Source organism: Haladaptatus sp. AB643, assembly GCF_024136975.1.
GTDB lineage: Archaea > Halobacteriota > Halobacteria > Halobacteriales > Haladaptataceae > Haladaptatus.
The window spans coordinates 1-24,735 of record NZ_JAMYJW010000007.1; the positions used below are offsets into that span (position 1 = coordinate 1).

Sequence of the window (24,735 nt, forward strand, 5' to 3'; positions counted from 1 at the left end):
CCTCACTGCGGGTGGAAAAAGAACGAATGGGTCGAAAAAGGTCGGTACGGGTTAGGAAGATAATCATCACTCAAACAAGATATATGATGGATTGAACGTTCTCCGTCCGATAGTAGCTACACTTGGCAACGGACAATTGTCATCAAGATCTTTGCTGTGTCGTCTCGAATGCTTGGAACCGTTTACCACATACAGAGACGCCGGAACAGACCAGTGACCGACGAATATTCGGTCGTTTGTTTTGTTATTTAATCTACCCTAATCGAAGACACTCTATACCCATCCAGAATTACATATGATTCATCTTGTTAGAATATTGACTCTAAAAATCCGATGATCGTAGGGAGGAGGGTGCCCAACATGGACTACAACCTTTGCATAGAACAGGTGAGGGGTCCCGGGGCGTTTGCACTTCCGCTTACGGCGCTAAGCGGTAGTGTAATTGAGGTCACCTCCTTGTGCTCAATCTGGCGATATAGATCCTATAATCGGTGAATGCTCCCGTTCTGAGATCTATAAATTACATACAGCTATATCAAACTTGCCTTAGTCTACACTACCGATAACAACTCAAGAATGGATGGTCACAGCTTAACTATCTTCTACGTACGCTTCAAGAGTCCTGTAAAATCGAACTATCTCTGTGGCATTACAAGACTAGTGATGTAACGACACAGTAGATAGAAACTACTACAAGAATTTAGACAATTCGATCAGTTGCATAATGAATAAGTTGAAAGAAGCTCCGTCGGAAGCAATTCAGGCGTAACGATGTTTTATACGGATAGTATCAGCAACATTTTGGAGACGTTCAGGGATTTCGTCAGTAAATCTTTCACCGGTCATTCGGCCGCGCGGACCGGAGATGCTAATTGCTGCAGGAAGTGCATTATCGCGCATAATGGGTGCAGCGACACAGTGGAGGCCTTCAACACGCTCTTCCCGATCAAAGGCAATTCCAGCTTCGCGAATCTGTGCAAGCTCCTCGAAAAATTCATCCCGGGATGTAATCGCGTTTGGACCATGGTGAACGAGCCCGTATCTATCGATAGTTTCGTGAACGAGTTCTTCAGGTAAATGCGCCAGAATCACTTTGCCGCTAGCGGATGAGTGAGAGTGAAGACGAATCCCTATGTATGTATCCGTCTCAATCGCCTCCTCTCCTTTAGCGATATAAATATGAGCAGCGAGCCCATGATCATAGACAACCAAATTAACTTTATCACCGAATTCTTCAGCAAGTTGATCGACCTTTGGTTTCGCAAATTCGAATAAACGGGATTGGCTCCGCCTGAATCCTCCGGTTTCGAGAAAACGATAACCAATATCGTACTCACTCCCTTGCTTCACGACGTATCCACAGTCGTGAAGAGTGGTCAGGTGACTGTGTACCGTGCTCACTGGAAGTTCAAGTTTATCTGAGAGGTCTGATACTCCGACGCTACCATCGATATCTTTGAGGGCGTGTAATATCCGGAACGTCGTTCGAACCGCTTTGACTCCGCTTTTGTCGGTCATAGTATGCAGGATGGAATCGGAGGATTATAAATTTTTCACTATCGTCGGAAACATACCGAATTTTATTCCAGATCTATCGTGAAGTCCAGAGATCCCCTTTCACCAGGCCCTTAACAAATATTTTCATAGATATATAGATGATGTAAAAGGCTCAAATTTGTCCCCTTCTTGATTTGAGGTCCATGCAGTCTCTCGTTTCTTTGAATTTGTTGTACATAGATATCTGGTTCTCAATGAAAATGGCCATCTACTACTGCCGAAAATCTGGGTCTCTGACGCGGTGGACACTTGAATACGAATAGTATAAACACCTCAACCATGGAATGAGCGGGAGAAGGATTCACCAGTAGTGAATATTCTCAACCAACAGTAACTAGGGCAAGATGAACCCTCAGTTATTCTCGAATGTTAGGTGTCAAAATATGGGATAATTCACCACATAAGTTGCATTGATTTTTTGTCTGAATAATATTTTGCATGGATTGTTCATGGGTTTTATTTGATGAGAAGCTATGACCGTTTATCCTTTTACTTTCCGAGCCACTCTCGTTGTCAACCCCTTCGAAACGGTTGGCGACACCAGTTCGCTACTGCTTCGTTCAAGCAAGGTACGCTCGTAAGTGCTCAAATAAGGAGATCCGTCAGATTTAGGATGAAAAAGAATCTGCGGTCAGTCCGTTTTTCTTGAACAGGGATAGTTTCGAAGCGCCAGCGACAACAGATTCGACCGGATCTACAGGGTCTTCGTGTTCGTAGACCAGCCATTCAACTCCCACATCGATAGCTGCCTGGGCAGTTTCCCGAACATTGAGATCACCATCGCCCAGGTTGACAAACTTCTCTTCTTCGAAGCGCATATCTTTGAGGTGGACAGAGGCAGTACGATGGCCAAAGTCTTCGAGTACCGAGTGTGGATTCGTTCCGGTGACACCAATCCAACCGAGGTCGAGTTCAAACTCGACGCCATCATCGGTTTCATCAGCTAAGATATCGAAGTGAGTGCGACCATCAGAGGAAGTAAACTCGTGACGATTGGTGTGGTAGAGAAATCGGAGGCCCTGCTCGTTAACTGTGTCCGCTAGGGAATTAAGTAGGTTCGCTGTCCGGTGAGTCGCTTGTACTGATCTGAAATGCTTTTCGTCTAGGTAACCAAGGATGATAGTCTCACAATCGAACGCTTTGCAGGTAGTTACCAGTTCATCTAATGAGTGTTGAAAATCGTCGAGTCCTGCCGACAAACCAGCTACTTCAAGACCAGTTTCGTCAAGCGCCGCTAATGTCGCATCCGAGGGGGGCCCGTAATATTCCATTTCGACGCCATCGACGTCCGTCTCCGACGCTATTCTTACTTTGGTCGATTCTTTTACATCAAATTTCCGTAACGTGTATAGTTGTATTGCGGTTTTAACCATCTAGTTAGTTTGTTTATTGGCAAGTAATTAGGTTTTCTGGTGCGTTGCATCGAAATCGTCATCCGATCAATTTGCAATTTTGGACCCGATGAGTTTCGTATGATCTTCGATTTTATGGATGAATTTTAGATTATTGAAATCTGTCTGCCAATTTTGGAACGCTAATCGATTATTCGTCCACCGGTTTTGGCTGTAGGTCGCCGGATTTGATCATAGAGGTGAGAGGGTTATCGTCGATGTTGAGAGGGAAGTCGATCCGTCCACGTCGTCGAGCCGATTGCCACGCACCGAAGATTAGTTCGGTTGCTCGGAGGGCATTTTCCCCAGAGAGGAGAGGGACTTGCTTCCCATCGATACTTTCGACGACGTTTGCCAGTGCGCGCGTAAGTACAGTTTGACCTTTCCAATCTTCGGCGTCTCGGCGACCATGAACGTCCTCATTGTTCACATCAAATTCTTCCCATGATGATTTCCCATTCCGTCGCATTCGAAGCATGGGGCCAGTGTCATCCGTCGGAAATCCGACACCGATTTCTATAACGCCTTCAGTACCGACGAGTCGATTGTGACTATTGATTGCGTTCCCATTTCCGATTCCTGTGGTGGCTAGACCCTGGACGCCGCTTTCATACTGCCATTGGACGACACCTTGATTCTCGTTATGGGCCCCGAAGAGGACGTTTTCTTCTCGGTAATCGATCTGCCCGATCACCCACTCGGGGTCGGATTCTTCAGCATAAAAGTTACTGAGATCAAACGAATGCGTTCCATAGTCAAACAGATTAGGTGAGGAGAACTCAACTCGTTTGAGTGCACCGATCTCGCCAGCATCGAGCAATTCCTTTGCCTTGACGAATGGCGTACCGAATCGCCGTTGATGATTGAACGTGAGTTGAATGTCGTACTCGTTAGCTTTCGAGACCATTTGGCGACAATCTTTCCACGTGTCCGCCATCGGTTTCTCGCAGTGAATAGCCTGTGGAATCTCGCTTTCGATACAATCGAAGGTGATGTCCGCATGAACTGCCGGTGGTACGCAAATGCTGACGATATCCGGCTCGACTGCAGAGAGCATTTCGTTGTAATCTTCGAAGACGTTGTCGGTGGCGATACCGACTTCCTCGGCGAACCCAATCGCGTTCTCACGGACGATGTCAGCACACGCTGTCAGTTTGCATCCATCGATACGGTTGTACGATTCTGCGTGTTTATACGCCATGGCGAATCCAGTCGCGTTCGAGCTTTCTGGGGGTTTTCCTGTGCCAATAAACGCAACGCTGTAATCCTTCATGATTGACCTTCAGATATTCGTTTTTGACCCGATCGATATAATCTTTCTTACTTTCAACGCCAGACTCCAGTTTGATTTCTATTTGAATATCTGAGAGATTTTATATTCTGATGGAGAAGAAAAGGTGTTCAATTTTACCCTTCGACCTCATTCCTTCGCCAAAGTCTCAAACTGCTACACTTCGAGAGGTTGCGATCATCATTTCACAGGGACAGAAGCGTTAAATGCGGAGCACAGAATGGTAGGTGCATGGTTCAAACAGCCATAATTATGGGGATGATCGGCCATCTCGATGACGACACTGGTCGTACTATTACCCGTGTGGGCGACGCAGAGTATAGTGGAATCGAACTCGGTATCGAATCCGTCGACGATGGGTCGACGAAAGCACTCGACGAAACGGGGCTCGGCGTCACGAGCATCATGACCGGATTGGATCAAATCCGCTCTCCAGAAGAAGGACTTCTCTCGGCATGTCGAACGCTGGATTGCGACCGCGTCGTCCTTGGTTGGCTCGACGAAACGTACTATGCGTCCCCCCAAGCGACGAAGGACACTGCGGCACTGCTTAACGAATGTTCCGATGGACTCGCCGAGTACGGACTTACGCTCTGTTATCATAATCATGACCACGAGTTCATCACGTTCGATGATGCGGAGGGACGGACGGCGTTCGAGGTGCTGGTCGATCACCTAGATGACCGTGTACAGTTCGAGTTCGATGTCGGTTGGGTCGGCACCGCTGGCGCTGATCCAGCCGAAGTCATTCGAACGTATGCCGATCGTGTCCCTCTAATCCACCTCAAGGATATGGTTTACGAGACGAGCGAATCCGTTCAGCTTGGTGAGGGAGATCTCAACGTCGAAGAGGTCGTTGAAGCAGCCGTTGATGCAGACGTTGAATGGCTCATCTATGAGCACGAGTACCCCGAAGACGCCGAAGTTTCGATGCGAGAAACAGCCCCGAAAATGAACGACCTCGTGAGTATGACCGAAGGTAACACTGAATGACACTTCGAATCGGCATGCTCGGATACGGGTTCATGGGGAAAGCTCACACCAATGCACTTGACCGGTTGCCCCTCTTTTTCCCAGACGCGCCATCCACTGACCGCCACATCCTCGTCGGTCGACACGAGAAGTCGCTTGCCGAGGCAGCAGAGCGGTACGACTTCACCCGAATTACTGACGACTGGGAGGAAGCTCTCGATGAGATCGATGTCCTGTTGAACCTCGGTCCAAATCATCTCCACGCTGAGCCCTCAATCGCCGCGTTGGAAAGAGATATCCATGTCCTCTGTGAGAAGCCCCTCGCATCAACTCGTGATGACGCCGAGAGGATGGCGGCAACGGCGGATGCCTCGAATGCCGTAGCGGGGATCGGCTTCAATTATCGCTTCGTCCCGGCTATCCGGTATGCAAAGCGACTCATCGAAGCGGGTGAACTTGGCGAGATCCGTCACTTTCACGGACGATACGTCAATGGGTTTCTCACCGACGAAACGGCCGGCTGGTCCTGGCGACTTTCGAAAGAACATGCGGGTGCGGGGGCACTTGGAGATCTCGGTTCCCACACTATCGACCTCGCACGCTACCTGGTCGGTGACATCGTGACCGTGAGCGGTCACACACGCACCTTTACGACCGAACGTCCATTTGAGTGGGGTGATGATGGTGAGACCCGCGAAGTCGACGTTGACGATGCGTACTCAGCGCAAGTCGACTTCGATAACGGTGCGATGGGTGTGCTACAAGCAAGTCGGCAGGCTCACGGAGAAACGAACAATAACAACTTCGAGGTTCACGGCACGGATGGTGCAGTGAAGTTCAACCTCGCTCGGCTCAACGAACTCGAAGTCCATACCGGGGATAATCGGGGCTTCCAAACCGTGCTCATCACTGATGACGATGATCCCTATGGAGACGTCTGGTGGCCTCCGGGCCACGTCATCGGGTGGGAACACACATTCGTTCATGAGCATGAAAAGTTCCTTACCGCCATTGCCGAGAATCGGGCGTTCAGTCCCGACTTCGCGGATGGAGCGGCAGTTCAGCGTGTCATCTCCGCGATTCAACAAAGTGACGAATCTGGCCAGCGGGTCGAACTCTAGAAGCCTTAACGGCTGTCCGAGTCTACAAATAACCAACAGAATATAGACATCTAATCTCTATATTCATATTCATGTCTATAATTGGAACAATAGCACAAATTATTTATTATGGGAATTTGTTGTTGCGGCAAGGCAGACCATGCCAATCATAGAGCCTACTCCCAAGACTAGACGGCAGATGCTTCGCGCCGCCGGAATCGCCGGTATCGCAAGTCTCGCTGGCTGTTCAGGTAGCCAAAGCAAGAATGACGCTGGAAATAAAAAAAGCGGGTCCGGTACAGGTGACGGATCCACGGTCAACGCGTCATGGACCACGACTGCGGGAAGCGGAAATCTCGCTCGAAAGCACTACAATCAGTATAACTTCAAAGAGTTCCAGGGTGCCATCACCGGATACATTTGGGACCCATTTGTCGCACAAAATGACTTCACCGGGGAGTACTACCCTTATTTGATCACGGACTGGTCGATTACGAAGGGCGCGATGGAGCTAAACATCCGTGATGGATTGACATGGTGGGATGGGTCAAAAGTCGATTCGAAAGACGTTGCGTCCTCGTTGAAGCTCGGGTTCCTGATGAACGGTTCGCTCGATACTATCGGCGAGGTCAAGGAGAAGGATAAATCGACCGTCGAGATTACACTGAAAAAGCCGACAAACGGGAATATCCTCAAGCAGACAATACTCCCGCAGAGCCTCAACGTCAAATATTCCTTGTACAAGGATTACGTCAAGCAGTACGATCAGGCGTCGTCAGAGGACGAACTACAGAAAGTACGTCAAAAGCTGGCAAGTGCGACGATTGATGAACCGTACGGACACGGCCCTTGGCAACCTGACCAGATAAACCCTGGAAAAATCACACTGAAGAAATATGAGAAACACCCGGATGCGGATAATATCAACTTTTCCACGGTAGAGTTCATCCAGATGGGCGGCGGTAATCAGAAGATCTGGGGAGCCATGAAGACCCAAAATATCGATGGCACAAAGGCATTCGTCGAAAATGCCGTCGGTAATACATTCCCCAAGTCCGTCAAGCACAAAAATTTCCCCGCAAACTGGGGAATGGGCCTTTGGTTCAATCACGATGATCCCGTGTTGAAAAACCGAAACGTTCGGCAAGCGATCGCGTACCTATTCGACCGGAAGACGATTGCCAAGAACTCCGATGCGACCAAACATCCGGTTAACATCCCGAACGGTATCACCAACGCCACTCAAGATCGATGGGTCGGGGACTTAGCTGGGAAAATGAACAAGTACCAAAAAAATACTGGAAAAGCATCCACTCTCCTGAAAAAGGAGGGATTCACAAAGAAGGGCGGCAAGTGGCACCAACCTGATGGTCAGAAGTTTTCGCTCCCGATTAACACACCTGCTGGTTGGAGTGACTTCACCGCATCCGTTCAGACGATGGTTTCAGAGCTAAACGACTTCGGAATCGAATCGCAGGTGAAAACAACCGACAGCAGCTCTTACCTCAGCACCCTTTGGCCGAATGGTAACTTCCGAGTTGCCACCTACGGGTGGGCTGCCGGTATCGCGTATCCGTATTACACGTATCGTCTAGTGTACGAAGATCCGGGGGTGCAAGGCGCGATTAGTCCTCCGGACACGTTCAAAGCCCCACCAGTTGGAAAGCCCAACGGGAAGCTACAAACCGTTGACCCGAACGAGTTGCTCGCCAAACTCGAGAAGAAGGTCGATAAGTCCACAGAAAAAGACCTCATAAGTCAACTGGCGTGGTTGTACAACTACAACCTTCCGTGCCTCCCAGTTCAGGAAAAACTCGACCAAGCATGGTACGATACTGACGGTTGGGAATATCCCTCGAAAGACGATGACGCCATGACGTACTACGGCGGCTTGTTCAATTGGCTTCCACGACAAGGGAAATTGAAAGCAGTAAAATAGAATAATACGTACGGAACGCGCATTGTAGCAGCTATTCTTTTCGACTTTCACCGTTCGAAGAGAAGAATCGAAGAAAGAGTCAGAGCTTTTGTTAATTAATCCTCAGCAAGTATAGATACTTCCTTTGGAATAATCAAGACCAAACATTTATTATGAATCCTATATTGGTTCCATCTATCGGATGTTGAGTGATGAGAACACGGGTCCTCGGTGTGAAACATCGATGCCTCGAGCAGATGCGAAACGGAAATCGGTAGCACCCAAGTACAACATATGAATCTGAGATACCTCGTTAAACGAGCGACGTATGCACTCGCCACGGTTTACCTGGCAGTGAGTCTCTCGTTTTTCTTAATCCGAATGCTTCCAGGCGGACCAGAAACGTACATCAAGAACAAGCTTATGCAGAGCCAGACGTCGATGTCGGTGGAACAAATCAACCACCTCGCCGCTGCATACACGAACGTGTATCCCGATCAGCCGTTGTACGTTCAGTACATCAACTATATGACCTCTGCGCTGCACGGCGATTTCGGAACGTCCGTGTGGTTTGGGGAACCGGTCTCGCACGTAATTTGGCGAGCGATGCCGTGGACATTGTTCCTCTCTACCGTAACATTGTTCCTCGGTCTTACTATCGGGGTCGTCGTCGGCGGGCTAATGGCGTATAAAGAGGGTGGAAAGTTTGACGTTGGAGTGACGTCATACACGCTCATAGCCGGGTCAATCCCGTACTATATGTTGGCAATCGTCCTCGTGTACGTTCTGGGATTCATGTGGGGAATCTTCCCAACGAACGGGGCATACGCATCCGGACTGGAACCCGGCTTCAACATCCCGTTCATGAAGAGTGTGGTGTATCACGCGGTGCTACCGGTTCTCTCGATGGTATTCGTCAGTTTCGGTGGGACGGCGCTCGGGTTGCGAAGCAACGCGATTAGCGAGCTCGGGTCAGACTACATTCGAGCCGCTCGTATCAGGGCCCTGCCACAACATCGAATCGCACTCCGATACGTGGCGCGCAACGCGATCCTTCCAATGTATACTGGAATCATGATGGGTATCGCGAGCATCTTCGGTGGGTCAATCATCCTCGAGCAGATATTTGGATACCAGGGAATAGGCTATATTATGTTCAAGGCAACGATGTCAAGGGATTATCCGCTGATGATGGGGTCGTTCATTCTCGTGACGGTAGCGACAGTCACCGGGATTTTCATCGCCGACATTACGTACGGAATGGTCGATCCACGGATCGAAACGGGAGGTGAGGGTCGTGAGTCGTACTAACGATAACGGTTCTACCCCTGAAGATAGCCCGTTTGGGGCCGTCTCTGAATATTCGTTGACGCGAACTGACCGCGCTCAGCGGGCGTTTGAAGAGTTCGTCGTCATGCCATTTTCCATCATATGGGATGACTTCCGGGCTCGAATTGGGTTCCTCATTATCGTGTTCTATCTCCTCCTGGGAACGTTAGGGGTTGCCGTGGTACGCAATCCCAAACCGAACCAGGCAGGACGTTTGCTGCCTCCGTTCCAAACGATGGCGTTCCCGCTCGGAGCCGATAAACTTGGTCGTGGGATCTTCGCACAGGTGGTTCACGCGACGCCGGTTATGCTGGAGATCATGCTCTCCGGTGGGCTCTGGGTGATCGTCGTCGGAACGTTCCTGGGATTGGTCGCAGGATACAAAGGGGGTAAACTCGACACCGTCATCATGTTCATGAGCGACACGCTGATGATGCTGCCTGGGCTCCCCTTGCTCCTTATCTTGATTTGGATCGTGAAGCCGGAGAGTCCAATTGTCATCGGACTCACTCTCTCACTTACGGGATGGGCTGGTCTCGCACGTGCGATCAGATCGGAGATGCTCTCGCTGCGGGAGGCAGACTATGTAGAAGCATCACGGATCATGGGACTCGATACCAGTTATATCCTGAAAAACGATTTATTGCCGAACATCATGCCATACGTACTGATCAATCTCGTTAACTCCATGAAAGGGATGATCTTTGCGTATATGGGATTGTCTTTCCTTGGCGTCCTCCCGTTCACGAACTTGAATTGGGGAACCATGCTGAATAACGCCTACACCGAGTCTGGTGCGATATACTCATGGAAGGGGGCCCACTGGTTGCTCGCCCCTATGCTGGCCGTGATGCTGCTTTCGTTCGGGCTCGTGATGTTCGCTCAGGGTTGCGACAGACTGTTCAACCCCCGTGTCAGAGCTCGCCACGAGAACAATAGCAAGACGGACAAGAACTCGACCGATAACGATTCACCGACGCTAATGGAGTCGAACTACTAATGTCACGAACAACACCACGACAAAGTCGCGCTGGTCGCACAGATACTGTCCTCGAGATCCGGAACGCATCAGTTACGTTCTCGATGGACAGAGGCGATGCAAGGGTTCTAGACGACGTTTCGCTCGATCTTCAGCGACACGAGACACTCGGAATCGTCGGGGAAAGTGGCAGCGGCAAATCCATGCTTGCAGCGGCAATGTTAAACGTGGTAGAGGAGCCAGGTGAGCTAACCGGCGAAGTCATCTACCATCCACCAGACGGCGAACCGATTAATCTCGTTTCGGCAACACAAAAGCAACTCTCAAACATCCTCTGGGAAGAGATTGCGATGGTGTTTCAGGGCGCAATGAGCTCGTTCAATCCGACGCTCACGATCCGCGGCCACTTCAGAGAAACGTTGCAGGCACACAACAAGAATGTTCGAGAGGGAATGGCTCACGCTCACGATTTGTTATCCGATCTCTACTTGGATCCCGATCGAATTCTCGACGCCTACCCACACGAGCTCAGTGGCGGGATGAATCAACGTGCCCTCATCGCACTAGCGCTGCTGCTTGAGCCAAACATTCTCGTTATGGACGAACCAACCGCCGCACTCGACCTCCTCATGCAGCGCTCAATCATCTCTCTTATCGAGAAACTCCAGAAGAAGTACGACCTGACGATCGTGTTTATCACACACGACTTTTCGTTAGTTGCGGACCTCTCTGACCGGCTGGGTGTAATGTATGCGTTCGATCTCGTCGAAGTGGGTGAGACGAACGTCATGACGACGAACCCAGCACACCCGTACTCCCGTGCTCTGTTGAAAGCAGTTCCCTACTTGGAAGGTCCGCTCGACGAAATGGCTGCGATCGAAGGTCGAAGCCCAGATCCCGTAAACACGCCCGAGGGGTGTTCGTACCATCCGCGGTGTCCGCTTGCGACGGAAAAATGCACGAACCAGAATCCAGAGATGCTGGGCATCGAAGGAAAACATGACGAGCATCTCGCTGCCTGCTTCCATCCTGAAACAGCACGCGATGAGATTACGCTGGATTTGGGGGTGAACCAATGAGTACATCGGAGCCGGTCGTTTCGCTCGACAACGTCGAGGTCCACTTCGAAGAGTCGAGTAGTTTGTTCAGCTTCGGATCAGAACCGGAACCCGTTCGTGCAGTCGACGGGGTTTCCCTGGATATCCATTCCGGGGACGTGGTCGTTCTGGTCGGTGAAAGCGGCTGTGGGAAAACGACGCTCGGACGAACGGCGATTGGCGTCCAACGCCCGACAGACGGGTCAGTTTCCTATCGTGAACAGGACATCTGGGATGCAAAGGAAGGGAAGGGTGACGTCGAAATAGAATTTAGCGAAATCCGTCGATCGCTTCAGATGGTTCATCAAGATCCCGGAAGTGCGTTGAACCCAAATCAGAAGGTCATTGCCACGCTGAGCGCTCCCCTCCGAAAGTGGCATCCGAATCTCTCGAAAGAGGATCGGCAAGCCCGTGTATTCGAACTGCTCGAGACGGTAGGCGTTCAGCCTGTCGAGGACTATGCGTTCCGCTATCCACACCAGCTCTCGGGTGGCGAACAGCAGCGTGTCGCACTGATTCGATCGCTGTTGATGAACCCGGATCTGGTGCTTGGGGATGAAGCTGTGTCTGCGCTCGACGTTTCGCTCCGAGTGGATATGATGGAACTCATGCTGGACCTCAGGGAACGTTTCGAGACATCATTCCTGTTCATCAGCCACGATCTTGCAAACGCCCGCTATCTCGCAGAGAAGGCAGGCGGACGTATCGGTATTATGTACCTCGGAGAATTGGTGGAAATCGGTCCAGCGGAGCAGATCATCAAAGATCCGCAACATCCGTACACGAAAGTCTTGAAGTGGGCAACGCCGCAGCTCCACTCAGATGACGAGGGACGAATGATCGAAACACCGGTTCGTTCGATCGACATCCCGGATCCAATCGATCCACCGTCGGGCTGCCGATTCCACACCCGCTGCCCCGTCGCTCGCGAAGCTTGTAAGAAGGAGACGCCGTCAATGTTCGATGTCACAGGAGAAGGACAGAAAGCAGCGTGTTTCCGGCAGGATTCGACTCACGAATATTGGCATAGTCGAGAGCTAGACGGCACCGATAGACGAGTGCAAGAGGAGTTGGACTTCTGACCGCGCGATTAGCATCATCCGATTACCGCTGGAATTGAAACCCGATTCCGATTCGACCGATCGAATTCGTGGCCCCATTCTAGCCACGTACTATAGGACCAGATTTGCATTGCTGGAGTTCGATTTCCGCTACTCACGAACATCGCCAGAAGTAATTATCCGTGGGGGGAGGGTGTCAGTTCTTTATCGAGGGGGTTGATGACTGAGGAGGACACATTAGAGGCGTTTGAGGAGCTCTAGACCCGCAATTCCAATGACCGCAACCAAAATCAATAGTGTACCCCAAATGCCGAACAACCCGGCATAGATGCCATTGAGAATGATCATTCCGATGAATATTAGTAGAAGGCCGAACGCCGCCATTGCGACTAGGAGTGATCGGCGAGCTGCCGATACTATCTCAATTACAACATCGAACGGTCCACTCTCTCTACCTGTGGTAGCCATACAAAACGATATTACTCCCACATACATTATTTTTCCCATAAGATCTTCCATATTGCGGGTCTCTGTGATCGTCAGAATTGGATTAGTAAAAATTGTGACGACGGCAAAGATAAAGCATCGGTGCGAGGATGACGACCACTATTCCGTTGAGAAGGATTGTGAAGAGGGCGATAGGATAGCTAGGGGCGGAAGACGGGAGGAACGCGAGGCTCAACAATGAGAAGAACGCAAAAAGGAAATTGAGACCAAACGCAATAGCTAAAATCCACGAATATGGGCAGATCGTATTGAGGAACGGTTCTAATCCTGTTGCGTCTTTGTCCCCGCTCGCACGAGTTGAGCTAGATGTCATGCTCCCGGAAACGACCATTTTGGTCTAGAACAGATATTATTCCTATAATAACGCTCCATATCCTGTTTTCAGCGTGGTTCATGTCTGGTGGTACCCAGAGGGAAGATATGAATGTTGGGATTACATCATGGGATAATAACTCTTTCAGCAGATACCACGATCATCGATGGTGTGTTCGCCAATCGATCGTCTCAACCGCATCGGTAGGGAGCGAAGAAATAGATTTAACGAGTGTTTCGGCGAGGTCGATCGCACACCGGGTCTTAGAGGATGATCACAGTCGGGTTCCAAAACTGGAGAATTCGATTTGTGCTGTGACCTTTCGTTAAATTGTAAAGGTTTCCCGTTCAAGGAGGTGTTCTGGACGTTCGCCGATCTCACTGTCGTGGAAGTAATTGCGGATGGAACCATTAGAGAGATGGTTTGCGATAGCCGTGATCGACATACCCTGATCAAGGGAATAGAATTTCTTCGTGAGTTCACCCGTTTCTGCGTTCACAGAGTCGTAGAATCCGTACTTTCCGTCGATTCCCATCTTCCGAAGTTGCCTCACGTTTTCGAGGGCTGCATGGGGAGCGTAATCTAGCGCCAGGAACGTCGCGTGGGGTGTGACGATCGGACCAGGAGTATAGTGATCTTTCCAAGCACCTTGGTCCGGGACCCCAAATGCACCATATCCGTTTGGCGTTCCGCAGGGTGAAAGCCCCCAAATAGGCCAATTTTGGTCCTCGGCGAACTCGATCTGCACCCGGGTCCAGTGGGCATTGTTCTTCCCAAATCCTTCCGTTCCCAACTCTTGCTCTTTTATAAACAATGAGGGCATCAGTGCTTCGAACTGGGCACCACCCCAGCTCGGAACGTATTTTGTCCCATTATATGTGTAATGACCCTCGAACACCTCAACCCCGTCGTATGTTTGAAATTCCCCCTGTGCGGTTTGTTGTGTCCAATCATCTTCCGGCTCGAACGTTCGGTTAGGTCGCCACCAATGTGTATCCGGGATGTCGCCTTTGCCGATGGCACAGTAGCTGGCGACGCGAGGCTCACTGTTAACCATCCCGTAGGTCCAATCGGTCAACCCGGACTCGAAGTCGTATCCACCACGCAGTTGGCCATTATCCGGGTGGTGGAACGGCGCGTAGTCCTGGGCCGCCACAAGGGCCTGCGCACGGTCGGCAAGTTCGCCGTCATACCTCTGTCCAATTACGACCAGTGCAGCTGTTAGATGACCGTTGTCGACGGTGGAGACGTACTTCGTCCCGCTATGTGTTTCCATCCACGGTCGTCCGGTCCGAATGTCGTACCATCGTAAGAATAGTCCATTCCACTTTTCAAGCGATTCGAGCGTTTCCACGACGGTCCGGATTCGCCACTGAGCTTCGTGATCGGAGACGACACCGATTTCTGCTGCGCCGATAGTACTCGTGAGATACATTGCGATGTTCGACGGGGAAGTACGGTATGACCGTGTCACCGTATCTCCGCTGACGTCGACAGTGTCGTCTGGAAGCCCGCGGTCAGATGTGAATTTCTCGAAGAAACGGTAGTGACGACGGGCGATACCGCGAAGCCGATTCTCACGGTGGTTTGTTCCCGAAGACGCTCGTCCAACCGTTTTTTCATCCTCCGTTCCGTCAGCCGTCACCGTACTGACCCCCGCCGCTGCCGTGATACCTGTTAGGCCGATAGTCTGGAGGAATTTTCTACGCATGTGGCTAGTGAACTGGCTACTTGTCATAGGTTTGCGCACCAATAATTATGAGTATCGTTTCGGTATTAAAATTTATGAACAATTATTGATTGAATTGAGCGAGCCCTAAACAGATTCCGCGAACGAACGGTCCGACAAGCCAACACCCATGATGGTACTTGGTAGCGTCCTAACAAACAGAGGGGGACGAAACTGACAGAGACCGACTCCAATCGTACCTCGATCCCAGGTGCCAGGACGCGTGTGGAAAATTAGAGGTCGTTTAGGTACGCTGCTCCGTGATAGAGAGACGCGGCAGGATCGGATGGTTGATCGTGTTCGTAAATAAGCCACGTCGCGCCGACGTCACGAGCAGTATCCGCGCACGCCTGCATATCCACGTTGCCCTCACCAATTTCGCAGAACTCACCGTCAGCCATATCCTTCATGTGAACCATCTCGATACGGTCGTCGTACCGTTCGAGCAACGTGACTGGATCCTCTCCACCAGTGAGCGCCCATCCGACGTCGAGCTCAAGTCCGACGTCGGTCGCAACACGAAGCAGGCGGTCGAGGCCCGTCTCATCACCGAGGTCGACGAACTCCTGGTCATGGTTGTGATAATGGAGACGCCATCCACTGTCTTCGACTTTCTCCGAGAGACGATGGACCATGGATATAGTCTCATTGGTGGTTTCGGAGTCCGCGAAATAACTCTCATCGAGATAAGAGAGAACCGCGGAATCACAACCGAGTCGTTCCTGAAAAGTGGCTCGTGTTTCTTCGAGATTTCGTTGTAAATCCTCGAGTCCAACGTGGGCGCCGCTGACTGGAGTAAGGCCGGTTTCCTCAAGTTTATCCAACACCTCAGCAACCGTTGGCTCGCCGAATCCAGCGAATTGGACTCCGTCGTATCCGGCATCAGCGATTCGATCTAAGACATCCAGTAGAGGCTCATCTAGATCACGAACGGTGTACAAATTTATTGCAGTTCGAGTCACGGTTAATGATGAATATGGGGGACTATCGTTCTTTGGATTCCACCGTTGAGTAATTGAGCGATGACGAATGATGATATACCGAGCAGAGCGTTATCGGGTTGGCACGGTTTCTCACCGTTGTATCAAAAAGTCGTTGTTGAGCCGCTATCCGATCAGTGGACTGACCGCGTGTCGCTAGTATCGATGTCTTCAATGGGTTCGTGGTTGCCGCGAACGACTTCGGACCCGTCTTCGGGTCGAGCGGCCCATTCGCAGGCGTTTGCTAGGACCTGCTGGATTTCGTTTTGGTGGTACACTGGGTAGGTTTCGTGACCCGGCCGAAAGTAAAAGATGCGCCCCGTACCTCGGAAGTAACAGCAGCCAGAGCGGAATACCTCGCCACCTTCGAACCATGAGGTGAATACGAGCGAATCCGGTTCGGGAATGTCGAAGTGTTCGCCATACATCTCTGCGTCCGGCACCTCGAAATAGTCGTCAATCCCGTCGGCTATCGGATGGGCAGGGTTGGTGACCCATAATCGCTCCGTCTCGGCCGCCTCGCGCCATTTCAGACCACAAGACGTCCCCATTAATGCGCGAAAGATCTTCGAGTAGTGCGCCGAGTGAAGAACGAGTAACCCCATGCCATCGAGAACATGGCGTTTCACCCGTCCAACTATTTCATCTTCCACTTTATCGTGGGCAGCATGCCCCCACCAGGTCAAGACGTCCGTCTCCGCAAGAACCTCCTCGGTGAGTCCGTGGTCTGGATCATCGAGCGTGGCCGTTCTCGTTTCGAACCCACGTTTCTCGAGAGCGTCTGCAATCGCTCCGTGAATGCCGTCGGGATATAGCTCGGATACTTCGTCGTGGTCTCGTTCGTGGACGTACTCGTTCCAGACAGTAACTGTCGTCATATGTAGTCTCGTGCATCGACCGACAAAATAAGTCTACCCCTTCTCAGGAAGGAAACGAATCCGAAATATGGAGTCAGCGTCCGTTTGGTGGAGTCCGTATTGGAGTCATATCCTTTCCGGGAATAGTTTGTCAGTCCGCTCAAGGACGCCAGTCTCGCGCTCGACTGTCTCTGCGTGCTCCTCGCGACCCGTTTCGCGGAGGCGCATTACGTACGTCTCCCTGTTTCCTCGCTGGTAAAACGGTAATTCTTCACGGATGACCTCTAGTAATGGGTCGGTGAGTGCACGCGGCGTACCAGCTATACCACCATTATCACCAGTCGCATTCTCCATCATCCGCGTTGTATGCCACCGCTGGAGCAATGAGAGACCCTGCTCGGCCACCGTCGGGTGTTCGTCAACTAAGTTGGTCGTTTCGTGTGGGTCTTCGTCGACATTGAACAGTAGTAGAGATTCGATTTCGTGCCACCCGTCATGGTACGTCTGTACGAGGAGCCAATCATCCCATCGAACTGCTCGTTGACACGTCCACGTTCCCTGACTCAAGACCAAAAAGTCACGGCCAGTGTCGTTGCCTGCTGTGAGCGTATCGGCAAACGAGCGCCCATCCCAACCCTCCGGTATCTCTCCCCCAGCAAGTTCTGTCACCGTGGGAGCAAAATCAACGTTGTAGTGGAGTCCTTCGTCGACCCCCGATTTTACACCCGGTCCACTTATGATTAGGGGGATGCGGCATGCACACTCGTCCGCCAACTGATGGTCACCGTAGACGTTGAGTTCCCCTTGGTTCTCACCGTGGTCAGCCGAGACGATGATAAGCGTCTCCTCAAGCACATCATCGTCGGCAAGCAGGTCGAGAAGTTTACCGATATAGTCGTCCATGTATCTGATTCCTGTGTCGTACCCGTCAATCCACTGTTTGAACGCTTCCCGGTCGTAAATTTCGTCGGGTGTACGAGGTAGATCGAGCACGTCTGAACCGTTTATGTATTCATGATGAAGATCCTGGGCGCTGTGTGGACCGTAGCTCTCCCTCTGTGCGGCGATCCGTTCTTCAGTAAGCCATTGGGGAGCAGGATCGTCCGCGAAGGGGCGTCCATACTCCATCGGTGTGTCGTAGTTGGTATGAGGGTCCCAAAAATTGACGTGAAGGAACCAGTCTTCGTCAGTTGAGTGCTTTTGCAACCAATCCTCGGCATACGAGTAGACCTCGTCAGCGCGCTCGTGACCGCTACCTTTCGTATCCCACCACTCGTCGAACCCATCCACGACATGCCAGGCAGCGTGACGTTGTGGAAACGGACTGATGAACGCGGTGTGGAAGTCCTCTTGGCGGAGCGTGGTCGGGAACGACCGATACGTTCCTCTGTTCCCCTCTTGGCGACCGACTCCTTGTTGCCGGATGTCGGCGGCGATACCCCCGTGGTTGACGACACCGGTATGGATACCGAACCGGCCGGTGAACAATGCCGTCCGTGATGGAAGACAGGGAACGTCCGAGGCGTAATAGTTCGTGAACCGGCAGCCGTTTTCGGCGAGCTTGTCGATATTCGGAGACGTATTGCGATGATACCCATAGCAGCCGAGATGATCCGGGCGTAGCGAGTCGCAGTCAATGTACAGAATTCGCATATCGTCCTATTCGGTAGGAGTTAAATGAGTGTTACGGTGCATTTACTACGACAATTGCAGCTGTGTGGACACAACGTTACATAATCGAGTCAGTGACGAACCCATCAAAGCTGAGAATCGGCCGCTGAACCGTGTCTCCAAAGATGTGGTCACATCCGTGTTTTTCAGCTACTTCGAGCGTACATTCGGCGTGTTCGTCATCTTCTGCGACCATCACAGTGCGCTCATAGTCGACCATTCGGTCCTCGAATACCGTCGCAGCTATCTTCTCAGTTTTTTGTTTGACTCCAGCGAGGACGACAGTGTCATTGTACGTGACGTTTTCGAGATCCCCAATCGAGGACAGCGCATCGTCTTCATACTCCTTTTTGGAGATGAGCGAAAGCAACCGGAGTTCGGTACCGGTTGCGTTCGCGTACTCACCGGCTTCTTCGAGGAGTTCTTCGGAACGGTTGGTATCTTATAGTACTACGAGTCCGCGCTTCATAGACGTATATTTCATCCAAGCCAATAACAAATCCAATGGAGGTTCCATTTATTCAGAAGCATTACTGAAATTCGTTTTGGGTTGCATAGGATTAAGGGGTAATCAAGCAAATACAGGATTGATATGCGTTCGACCTTTGGACTTGCTTCACTTACGGAGCTCAGCAACGAGGACAGCCGTTCTATCACCGCAGAAAACCCGGACGGCAAAGTCGGAGAGGGAGGACAGGATGCAAGTAAATTAGGACCTAGTCGGAAAGGACGACCATCGATAACCGTCGGGAGCGGTGAGACAGTCGAACTAATGGATACCGACGGACCAGGAATCATCAAACACATCTGGATAACTACGGCCGAAGAGACTCCCTCGAATGATTACCCTCTGCGGAACCTCGTCCTTCGAATGTATTGGGACGACGAACCCGATCCATCGGTCGAAGTCCCGCTTGGAGACTTCTTCTGTAATGGTCATGGGAAGCGATGCACCGTCGATTCCATGCCGATCATCGTCGCACCGAGTGGTGGCTTCAACAGCTACTTCCCGATGCCGTTTCGTGAGCATGCCAGGGTGACTATCGAATCCGACCACCCCGACGACGTAGTGTTTTTCTACCAATTCGATTACTCGGAAGTGCCGTCGATGTCCGATGATGTTGCGTACTTTCACAGTCAATGGCGGCGTCAGAACCCGGTTTCACTTGGAGAGGACGTCACCATCCTCGATGGGGTCGAAGGTGAGGGCCACTACGTCGGCACATACTTAGCGTGGACTGCACTCGGCGAGCATTGGTGGGGTGAGGGCGAGGTGAAGTTCTACCTCGATGGTGACGACAAGTTTCCGACCATCTGTGGGAGCGGGGCGGAAGATTACGTCGGTGGTGCATGGTGTTTCTGGAATCCCGGTTCGTCTACGTATGCCGACGCACAAACGTACTCGACAGCTTTTCTCGGATACCCGTTGTACGACGATGAACGTGGTCGACCGCCACGACATGGACTATACCGCTGGCACATTCCCGACCCCATTCGATTTCACGAGGATATCCGAGTGACCATTCAGGACATCGGCCATGATGGCTCGGAATTGTTTGAACGCTCCGACGATATCGCGTCGGTCGCCTACTGGTATCAGCGAGAACCACATGCTCCGTTCCCTGATATTCCGGAACGACGTGAACGTCGACCTCGCTGAGCCATAAACTTCCGATGTCGCGACCGAACACATTGGTTATCCCAATGAATGCAATCATTGTTGGCTGTGGGTGGCAGATCCATATCGATTCGACTACAAGCAATCGACTTACGATTCGTGGTCCTCCGAGCTAACAGCATCGGCCGAGCCCCACGAGTTCAGGAAACATCGTCTCGAATGGACATCTGATCTCCAGTCGTCCGGGACTGCGTACACCCCTCGTACCACTGGATCACCGCACTCAGGAAAAAACGAACAGACAATCCCCCCAGTGAGTTCTCCATGAAAACAATCCTGATTATGGATGAAATCTATGCCTCGAGCGAGCACTCATGGGAAGTGATCGCGTAGGATGTGGTCACAGCATATTTCGAGAGCGGGAAAGCACCCGTCTTTCAGTCGGCGATCAGCTCTGAAATCGTCGATGCTGCGCCCTGGAGTGTGTCCTTCTCGTAATCACCCTCGTATAATACCCATTCTACGTCGACCTCCCTTGCTGCTGCAATGCATCCCGAGAGATCGACGTCACCGTCACCGAACGAGACGGATGCTTTCGTGTCTATGTCCCGGTCGTAGAAGTGAACCGTCTGCGTCCGATCGCCGACCCGATGGAGAAGTGCGACCGGATCAGCACCGGCGTACAGGGCTGCAGGGAGATCGAGTTGGAACGAAACCGATTCGTCAGTTGCCGCGACGAGTTCGTCGAACGCCCATTGGTCCTCGAGGCGAACGAATTCGTGGGCATGATTATGATAACAAAACTGCATGCCTCGGTCGTCGATCCGCTTGGCCAATTGCATCAAGCGGTCGGCAGCGTTTGCGACGGTCGATTTAGACTCGAAGTACGAGTCATCAATCGACGGAATGACGACGGTTTCACAACCAAGTCTCTGATAGCGGTCCATCGTCTCGTCGAAGTCAGTCTCTAGCCATTCGATAGGAACATGGGCTCCTGCAACCTCGGTTCCTGTTTCGTTGAGCACGTCTCGAACTGCGTCTTGGTCGGCGTCCGAGAGTCGAAAGGCGAATTCGACACCAGTGAAGCCAGCGTCCGATACCATTCGAATTAGCTTCGGGAGAGACGACTCGTGCTCACGTAGTACGTACAACTGTATCCCATTGTTTGCCATATGGTGTACTCTAACACATAATGTATAGTCTTTTGGTCGTGATTTCTGGCATCAATGCTAAAGAGCAGACTACTAATAGACAACTATACTGTGAGATTTTCATTAACGATCACAGGGGAACCAAAACATTGAACCTGTGGTCCTGTATCGTATTGTTTACCGAAGATGGCCGCTAATCAAGATTCTGAGGATCCAGAAGAAGAGATACCTTTCGAAAACGAGATAGATGGTTTGCTAGCAAGATTGACGTTAAAAGAGAAGGTCGGGCAGCTGAATCAACTCAACGGCTCCGAACAGACAGGGCCAGCCGTTGAGGATGTCGATCTCGAAGATGAAATCAGAAACGGGAAGGTCGGCTCCGTGTTGAACGCGGACGGCCTCGAGAACCGTGAACGTTACCAGCGTATCGCTGTAGAGGAGACCGAACATGGCGTTCCGCTATTGTTCGGTTACGACGTCATCCACGGTTTCCGAACACTCTCGCCAATCCCCCTCGGCGAAGCCGCGAGTTGGGACCCTGACGCCGTTCGTGCGAGTGCTAACGTCGCCGCCGCCGAAGCCTCAGCGTCGGGAATTCACTGGACATTTGGTCCACCGGTTGACGTGGCGAGAGACGCCCGATGGGGACGATCGATGGAAACGAGCGGCGAGGACCCTTATCTTGCGGGTGAACTTGCGGCGGCACGGGTCCGTGGGTTCCAGGGTGACGACCTCACTGCCGCAGACACTGTCCTCGCTTGCGCGAAGCACTACGCTGCCTACGGTGAGGTCAAGGCTGGACGAGAATACAACACGGTCGATATCTCTGAGAGTACGCTCCGTGACATCCATTTACCACCGTTCGAAGCCGCGGTAACTGAGGGCGTCGGCACGGTAATGAATGCGTTCACCGTATTCGAAGGGATTCCTGCGGGTGCAAGCAAACGTCTCGTCAGAGATGTGCTCAAAGACGAATGGGCGTTCGACGGATTCGTCGTTTCCGACTGGAATTCGTTCCGCGAATTCATCTATCACGGAGTGGCTGGCGATGAGCGTGACGCCGCTGAACTCGCTATCGAAGCAGGATCCGATATGGACATGGTCGGCCATATCTACACAAATGAACTCGTCAACCTCGTTGAAGACGGAACTATCGATGAGGCGTTGGTCGATGACGCCGTGCGTCGTGTCCTTCGTTCCAAGTACCGTCTTGGCCTCTTCGAGGACCCGTATCGTTACTTCGACGACGAGCGCCGAAAGGAGACCGTCCTGAATGAGACTCATCGAGAAATCGTCCGTGATGTTGCTCGAAAGTCCATCGTACTCATGAAGAATGAACGTGATGTGCTCCCCTTGGACGATGTCGATTCAATTGCCGTCGTCGGTGCACTTGCTGACAGCGCGGACGACGTACTCGGTGACTGGCGCGGTTGCGGTCGACCAGAAGACGCCGTGAGCGTCCTGGACGGTATCGAGGGGACAGTCGATAATGCTGAGGTGCGATATGCGCAGGGATGCGACCGTTCCGGTATGGTATCGGCAACTCTCCGAGAAGAAGCCATCGAGACCGTAGAGGAGACAGATGTAGCGGTGGTCGCAGTCGGTGAGTCATATGAACTTTCAGGCGAAGCTTCGAGCAGATCTGACATCGATCTCCCGGGTGAGCAACAAGAACTCCTCGAAGCGCTGCAGGCAACAGGAACACCCGTGGTTGCCGTACTTATGAACGGACGCCCACTCGCTCTCCCCTGGCTAAGCGAGAACGTTCCTGCGATTCTGGAAACGTGGTTCCTCGGAACGGAAGCTGGCGATGCTATCGCAGACGTGCTCTTTGGCAACCATCAACCATCGGGTCGGCTTCCGATGAGCTTCCCGCAGACGGTTGGCCAAGTACCGATCCACTACAATCATCTACCGACCGGTCGACCGCAACACCGCGCAGAAGCTGGCTGGGGGACGTCTTATCTCGACATTCCGAACGACCCGCTGTATGCGTTCGGTCACGGGCTTAGCTACACGACCTTCGAATACGCTGATCTCGAACTCGGTGCATCGACTATCAAGATGAATGAACCGCTTTCGATAGGCTTGACCGTCGAAAATATTGGAGATGTCGTAGGAACGGAAGTTGTTCAGGTCTATATACATGATCTCGTTGGCAGCCGCGCCCGTCCAGTCAAGGAGTTGAAACGGTTCCGAAAGCTAGAACTCGAACCTGGCGAGCGCCGCGAAGTAACATTCGAGATAGAAAGCGACGATCTCGCTTTCTGGACCGCTGATGAAGTCTTCGCTGCAGAACCGGGCGAGTTCGACGTGATGATCGGGCATGCGTCCGATGACATTCGGCTGACTGATTCTTTTGAACTTCGAGCGTGAGCACGGTTTCTGGTTCGACTAGATTTGGGTCCGTTTGAGATCAAGTTTCTCCCTCGGACTGGAATCTGATTGGTCTCAACGAAGAGACTACGAATACAGTGTATCTCGGGATCATCACCGATTCACAATGAGCTGCTTTGCGGCCAAAATCGATATTTTCAGCGATAGTGAATACGTCTCATCGAAGGTTGATATCCTCGAGATTAGCCTTTCAATGTGACACTGGTCTTGCTACTGTCGTTCGGAGTGCTAATCGAATGTCATTCACGTGAATCGCTAGTTCGATAACAAAGGTCAATTCATTTCGGTTCAGCAGTGGAAGTATAGGAAAGAGCATTCACTATCGTCGGAAACTTCGTGAAGAGATCACCAGGGATCTTAAATCAAGGATGATGTCTACCATAACTGTCAACAAGGTAAATGAAGATTTCCCATGATAGTGAATTAATAACAAGGATCAGGACAGGAATTACAGGACTATATTTGTAATGGGAGAAAATGGAAAGCCCCCGAGATAGTAAGCTATTTAATAATCGGACAAGGAGAGAAGATCGTAGTTACTTCTTTATACCAAGATATGCATCGATTCCCCTTTCGAAGTTGTAAAGATGAGACTCCGCCAGTAATAGTGGACCTAAAATGCACGATTTCAGTCGGTCTAACCATCTACATACGCTTCCACCCGCATACAAACGATACAGACAGTGAAAATACCGCACTAGCGAAGATCGCCGTGATGCCGGGACTGCATGCAAAATAAATAGACATGAAAATGATGAGTCACAGCCGTTGTGATCAGATACGAGACCGAAACCACAAGGAAGCTGTAACATACAGT

At 51.4% G+C, this 24,735-nt stretch carries 19 protein-coding genes; 9 read left to right on the forward strand and 10 right to left on the reverse strand.

Features of this window, described 5'->3' with window-relative positions; translation table 11 throughout:
* Window positions 1–759: 759 nt before the first annotated feature.
* The 3 genes from NKF25_RS14495 to NKF25_RS14505 all read right to left on the reverse strand — a co-directional run bounded on the left by NKF25_RS14495 (window position 760) and on the right by NKF25_RS14505 (window position 4,221).
* Window positions 760–1,518: an IclR family transcriptional regulator gene (locus tag NKF25_RS14495; protein WP_253227365.1), complete on the reverse strand. Its 759-nt coding sequence runs from the start codon at window positions 1,516–1,518 to the stop codon at window positions 760–762.
* A gap of 647 nt (window positions 1,519–2,165) precedes the next feature.
* Entirely contained in the window at window positions 2,166–2,930 is a 765-nt protein-coding gene (locus NKF25_RS14500) for a sugar phosphate isomerase/epimerase (protein ID WP_253227366.1), read from the reverse strand.
* A 169-nt stretch (window positions 2,931–3,099) separates the two neighbouring features.
* Window positions 3,100–4,221: a Gfo/Idh/MocA family oxidoreductase gene (locus tag NKF25_RS14505; RefSeq protein WP_253227367.1), complete on the reverse strand. Its 1,122-nt coding sequence runs from the start codon at window positions 4,219–4,221 to the stop codon at window positions 3,100–3,102.
* A 189-nt stretch (window positions 4,222–4,410) separates the two neighbouring features.
* Between NKF25_RS14505 and NKF25_RS14510 the strand changes: the two genes are divergently transcribed.
* From NKF25_RS14510 to NKF25_RS14540, 7 genes are all read left to right on the forward strand, one after another.
* On the forward strand, window positions 4,411–5,232 hold the full coding sequence (locus NKF25_RS14510; protein ID WP_253227368.1) for a sugar phosphate isomerase/epimerase: 822 nt from the start codon (window positions 4,411–4,413) through the stop codon (window positions 5,230–5,232).
* Window positions 5,229–6,332: a Gfo/Idh/MocA family oxidoreductase gene (locus NKF25_RS14515; protein ID WP_253227369.1), complete on the forward strand. Its 1,104-nt coding sequence runs from the start codon at window positions 5,229–5,231 to the stop codon at window positions 6,330–6,332. Before NKF25_RS14510 ends, NKF25_RS14515 begins: the two co-directional genes overlap by 4 nt.
* Window positions 6,333–6,471: 139 nt before the next feature.
* Window positions 6,472–8,250 (forward strand): ABC transporter substrate-binding protein, encoded by a 1,779-nt coding sequence (locus NKF25_RS14520; RefSeq protein WP_253227370.1) that lies wholly within the window; start codon window positions 6,472–6,474, stop codon window positions 8,248–8,250.
* Window positions 8,251–8,523: 273 nt separating this feature from the next.
* Entirely contained in the window at window positions 8,524–9,540 is a 1,017-nt protein-coding gene (locus NKF25_RS14525; protein WP_253227371.1) for an ABC transporter permease, read from the forward strand.
* Window positions 9,527–10,558, forward strand: a complete 1,032-nt coding sequence (locus NKF25_RS14530; RefSeq protein ID WP_253227372.1) for an ABC transporter permease subunit — start codon at window positions 9,527–9,529, stop codon at window positions 10,556–10,558. The genes NKF25_RS14525 and NKF25_RS14530 overlap by 14 nt, the downstream gene beginning before the upstream one ends.
* Window positions 10,558–11,616, forward strand: a complete 1,059-nt coding sequence (locus NKF25_RS14535; protein ID WP_253227373.1) for an ABC transporter ATP-binding protein — start codon at window positions 10,558–10,560, stop codon at window positions 11,614–11,616. Before NKF25_RS14530 ends, NKF25_RS14535 begins: the two co-directional genes overlap by 1 nt.
* Before the next feature lie 137 nt (window positions 11,617–11,753).
* Window positions 11,754–12,716 (forward strand): oligopeptide/dipeptide ABC transporter ATP-binding protein, encoded by a 963-nt coding sequence (locus NKF25_RS14540; RefSeq protein WP_342766334.1) that lies wholly within the window; start codon window positions 11,754–11,756, stop codon window positions 12,714–12,716.
* A 216-nt stretch (window positions 12,717–12,932) separates the two neighbouring features.
* Here NKF25_RS14540 and NKF25_RS14545 read toward each other — a convergent pair whose 3' ends face one another.
* The 6 genes from NKF25_RS14545 to NKF25_RS14570 form a co-directional block, all read right to left on the reverse strand.
* On the reverse strand, window positions 12,933–13,214 hold the full coding sequence (locus NKF25_RS14545; protein ID WP_253227375.1) for a hypothetical protein: 282 nt from the start codon (window positions 13,212–13,214) through the stop codon (window positions 12,933–12,935).
* A gap of 626 nt (window positions 13,215–13,840) precedes the next feature.
* The gene (locus NKF25_RS14550) at window positions 13,841–15,226 is read right to left on the reverse strand and encodes a glucoamylase family protein (RefSeq protein ID WP_253227376.1); all 1,386 of its coding nucleotides are present in this window, start codon (window positions 15,224–15,226) and stop codon (window positions 13,841–13,843) included.
* A gap of 251 nt (window positions 15,227–15,477) precedes the next feature.
* The gene (locus tag NKF25_RS14555) at window positions 15,478–16,206 is read right to left on the reverse strand and encodes a TIM barrel protein (RefSeq protein ID WP_253227377.1); all 729 of its coding nucleotides are present in this window, start codon (window positions 16,204–16,206) and stop codon (window positions 15,478–15,480) included.
* A gap of 152 nt (window positions 16,207–16,358) precedes the next feature.
* Complete coding sequence (locus NKF25_RS14560; RefSeq protein WP_253227378.1) at window positions 16,359–17,102, reverse strand: ThuA domain-containing protein; 744 nt, start codon at window positions 17,100–17,102, stop codon at window positions 16,359–16,361.
* A 105-nt stretch (window positions 17,103–17,207) separates the two neighbouring features.
* Window positions 17,208–18,734: a sulfatase gene (locus NKF25_RS14565; RefSeq protein WP_253227379.1), complete on the reverse strand. Its 1,527-nt coding sequence runs from the start codon at window positions 18,732–18,734 to the stop codon at window positions 17,208–17,210.
* 76 nt (window positions 18,735–18,810) lie between these two features.
* Entirely contained in the window at window positions 18,811–19,122 is a 312-nt protein-coding gene (locus NKF25_RS14570; protein ID WP_253227380.1) for a hypothetical protein, read from the reverse strand.
* A 402-nt stretch (window positions 19,123–19,524) separates the two neighbouring features.
* Here NKF25_RS14570 and NKF25_RS14575 point away from each other — a divergent pair, with 402 nt between their 5' ends.
* Window positions 19,525–20,412, forward strand: coding sequence for a glycoside hydrolase family 172 protein (locus NKF25_RS14575; protein WP_256490534.1), 888 nt, complete (start codon window positions 19,525–19,527; stop codon window positions 20,410–20,412).
* 395 nt (window positions 20,413–20,807) lie between these two features.
* Here the strand turns inward: NKF25_RS14575 and NKF25_RS14580 are convergent, their stop codons facing one another.
* Complete coding sequence (locus NKF25_RS14580) at window positions 20,808–21,473, reverse strand: sugar phosphate isomerase/epimerase (RefSeq protein WP_253227382.1); 666 nt, start codon at window positions 21,471–21,473, stop codon at window positions 20,808–20,810.
* A 234-nt stretch (window positions 21,474–21,707) separates the two neighbouring features.
* Here NKF25_RS14580 and bglX point away from each other — a divergent pair, with 234 nt between their 5' ends.
* Window positions 21,708–23,897 (forward strand): beta-glucosidase BglX, encoded by a 2,190-nt coding sequence (gene bglX / locus NKF25_RS14585; RefSeq protein WP_253227383.1) that lies wholly within the window; start codon window positions 21,708–21,710, stop codon window positions 23,895–23,897.
* Window positions 23,898–24,735: the final 838 nt, after the last annotated feature.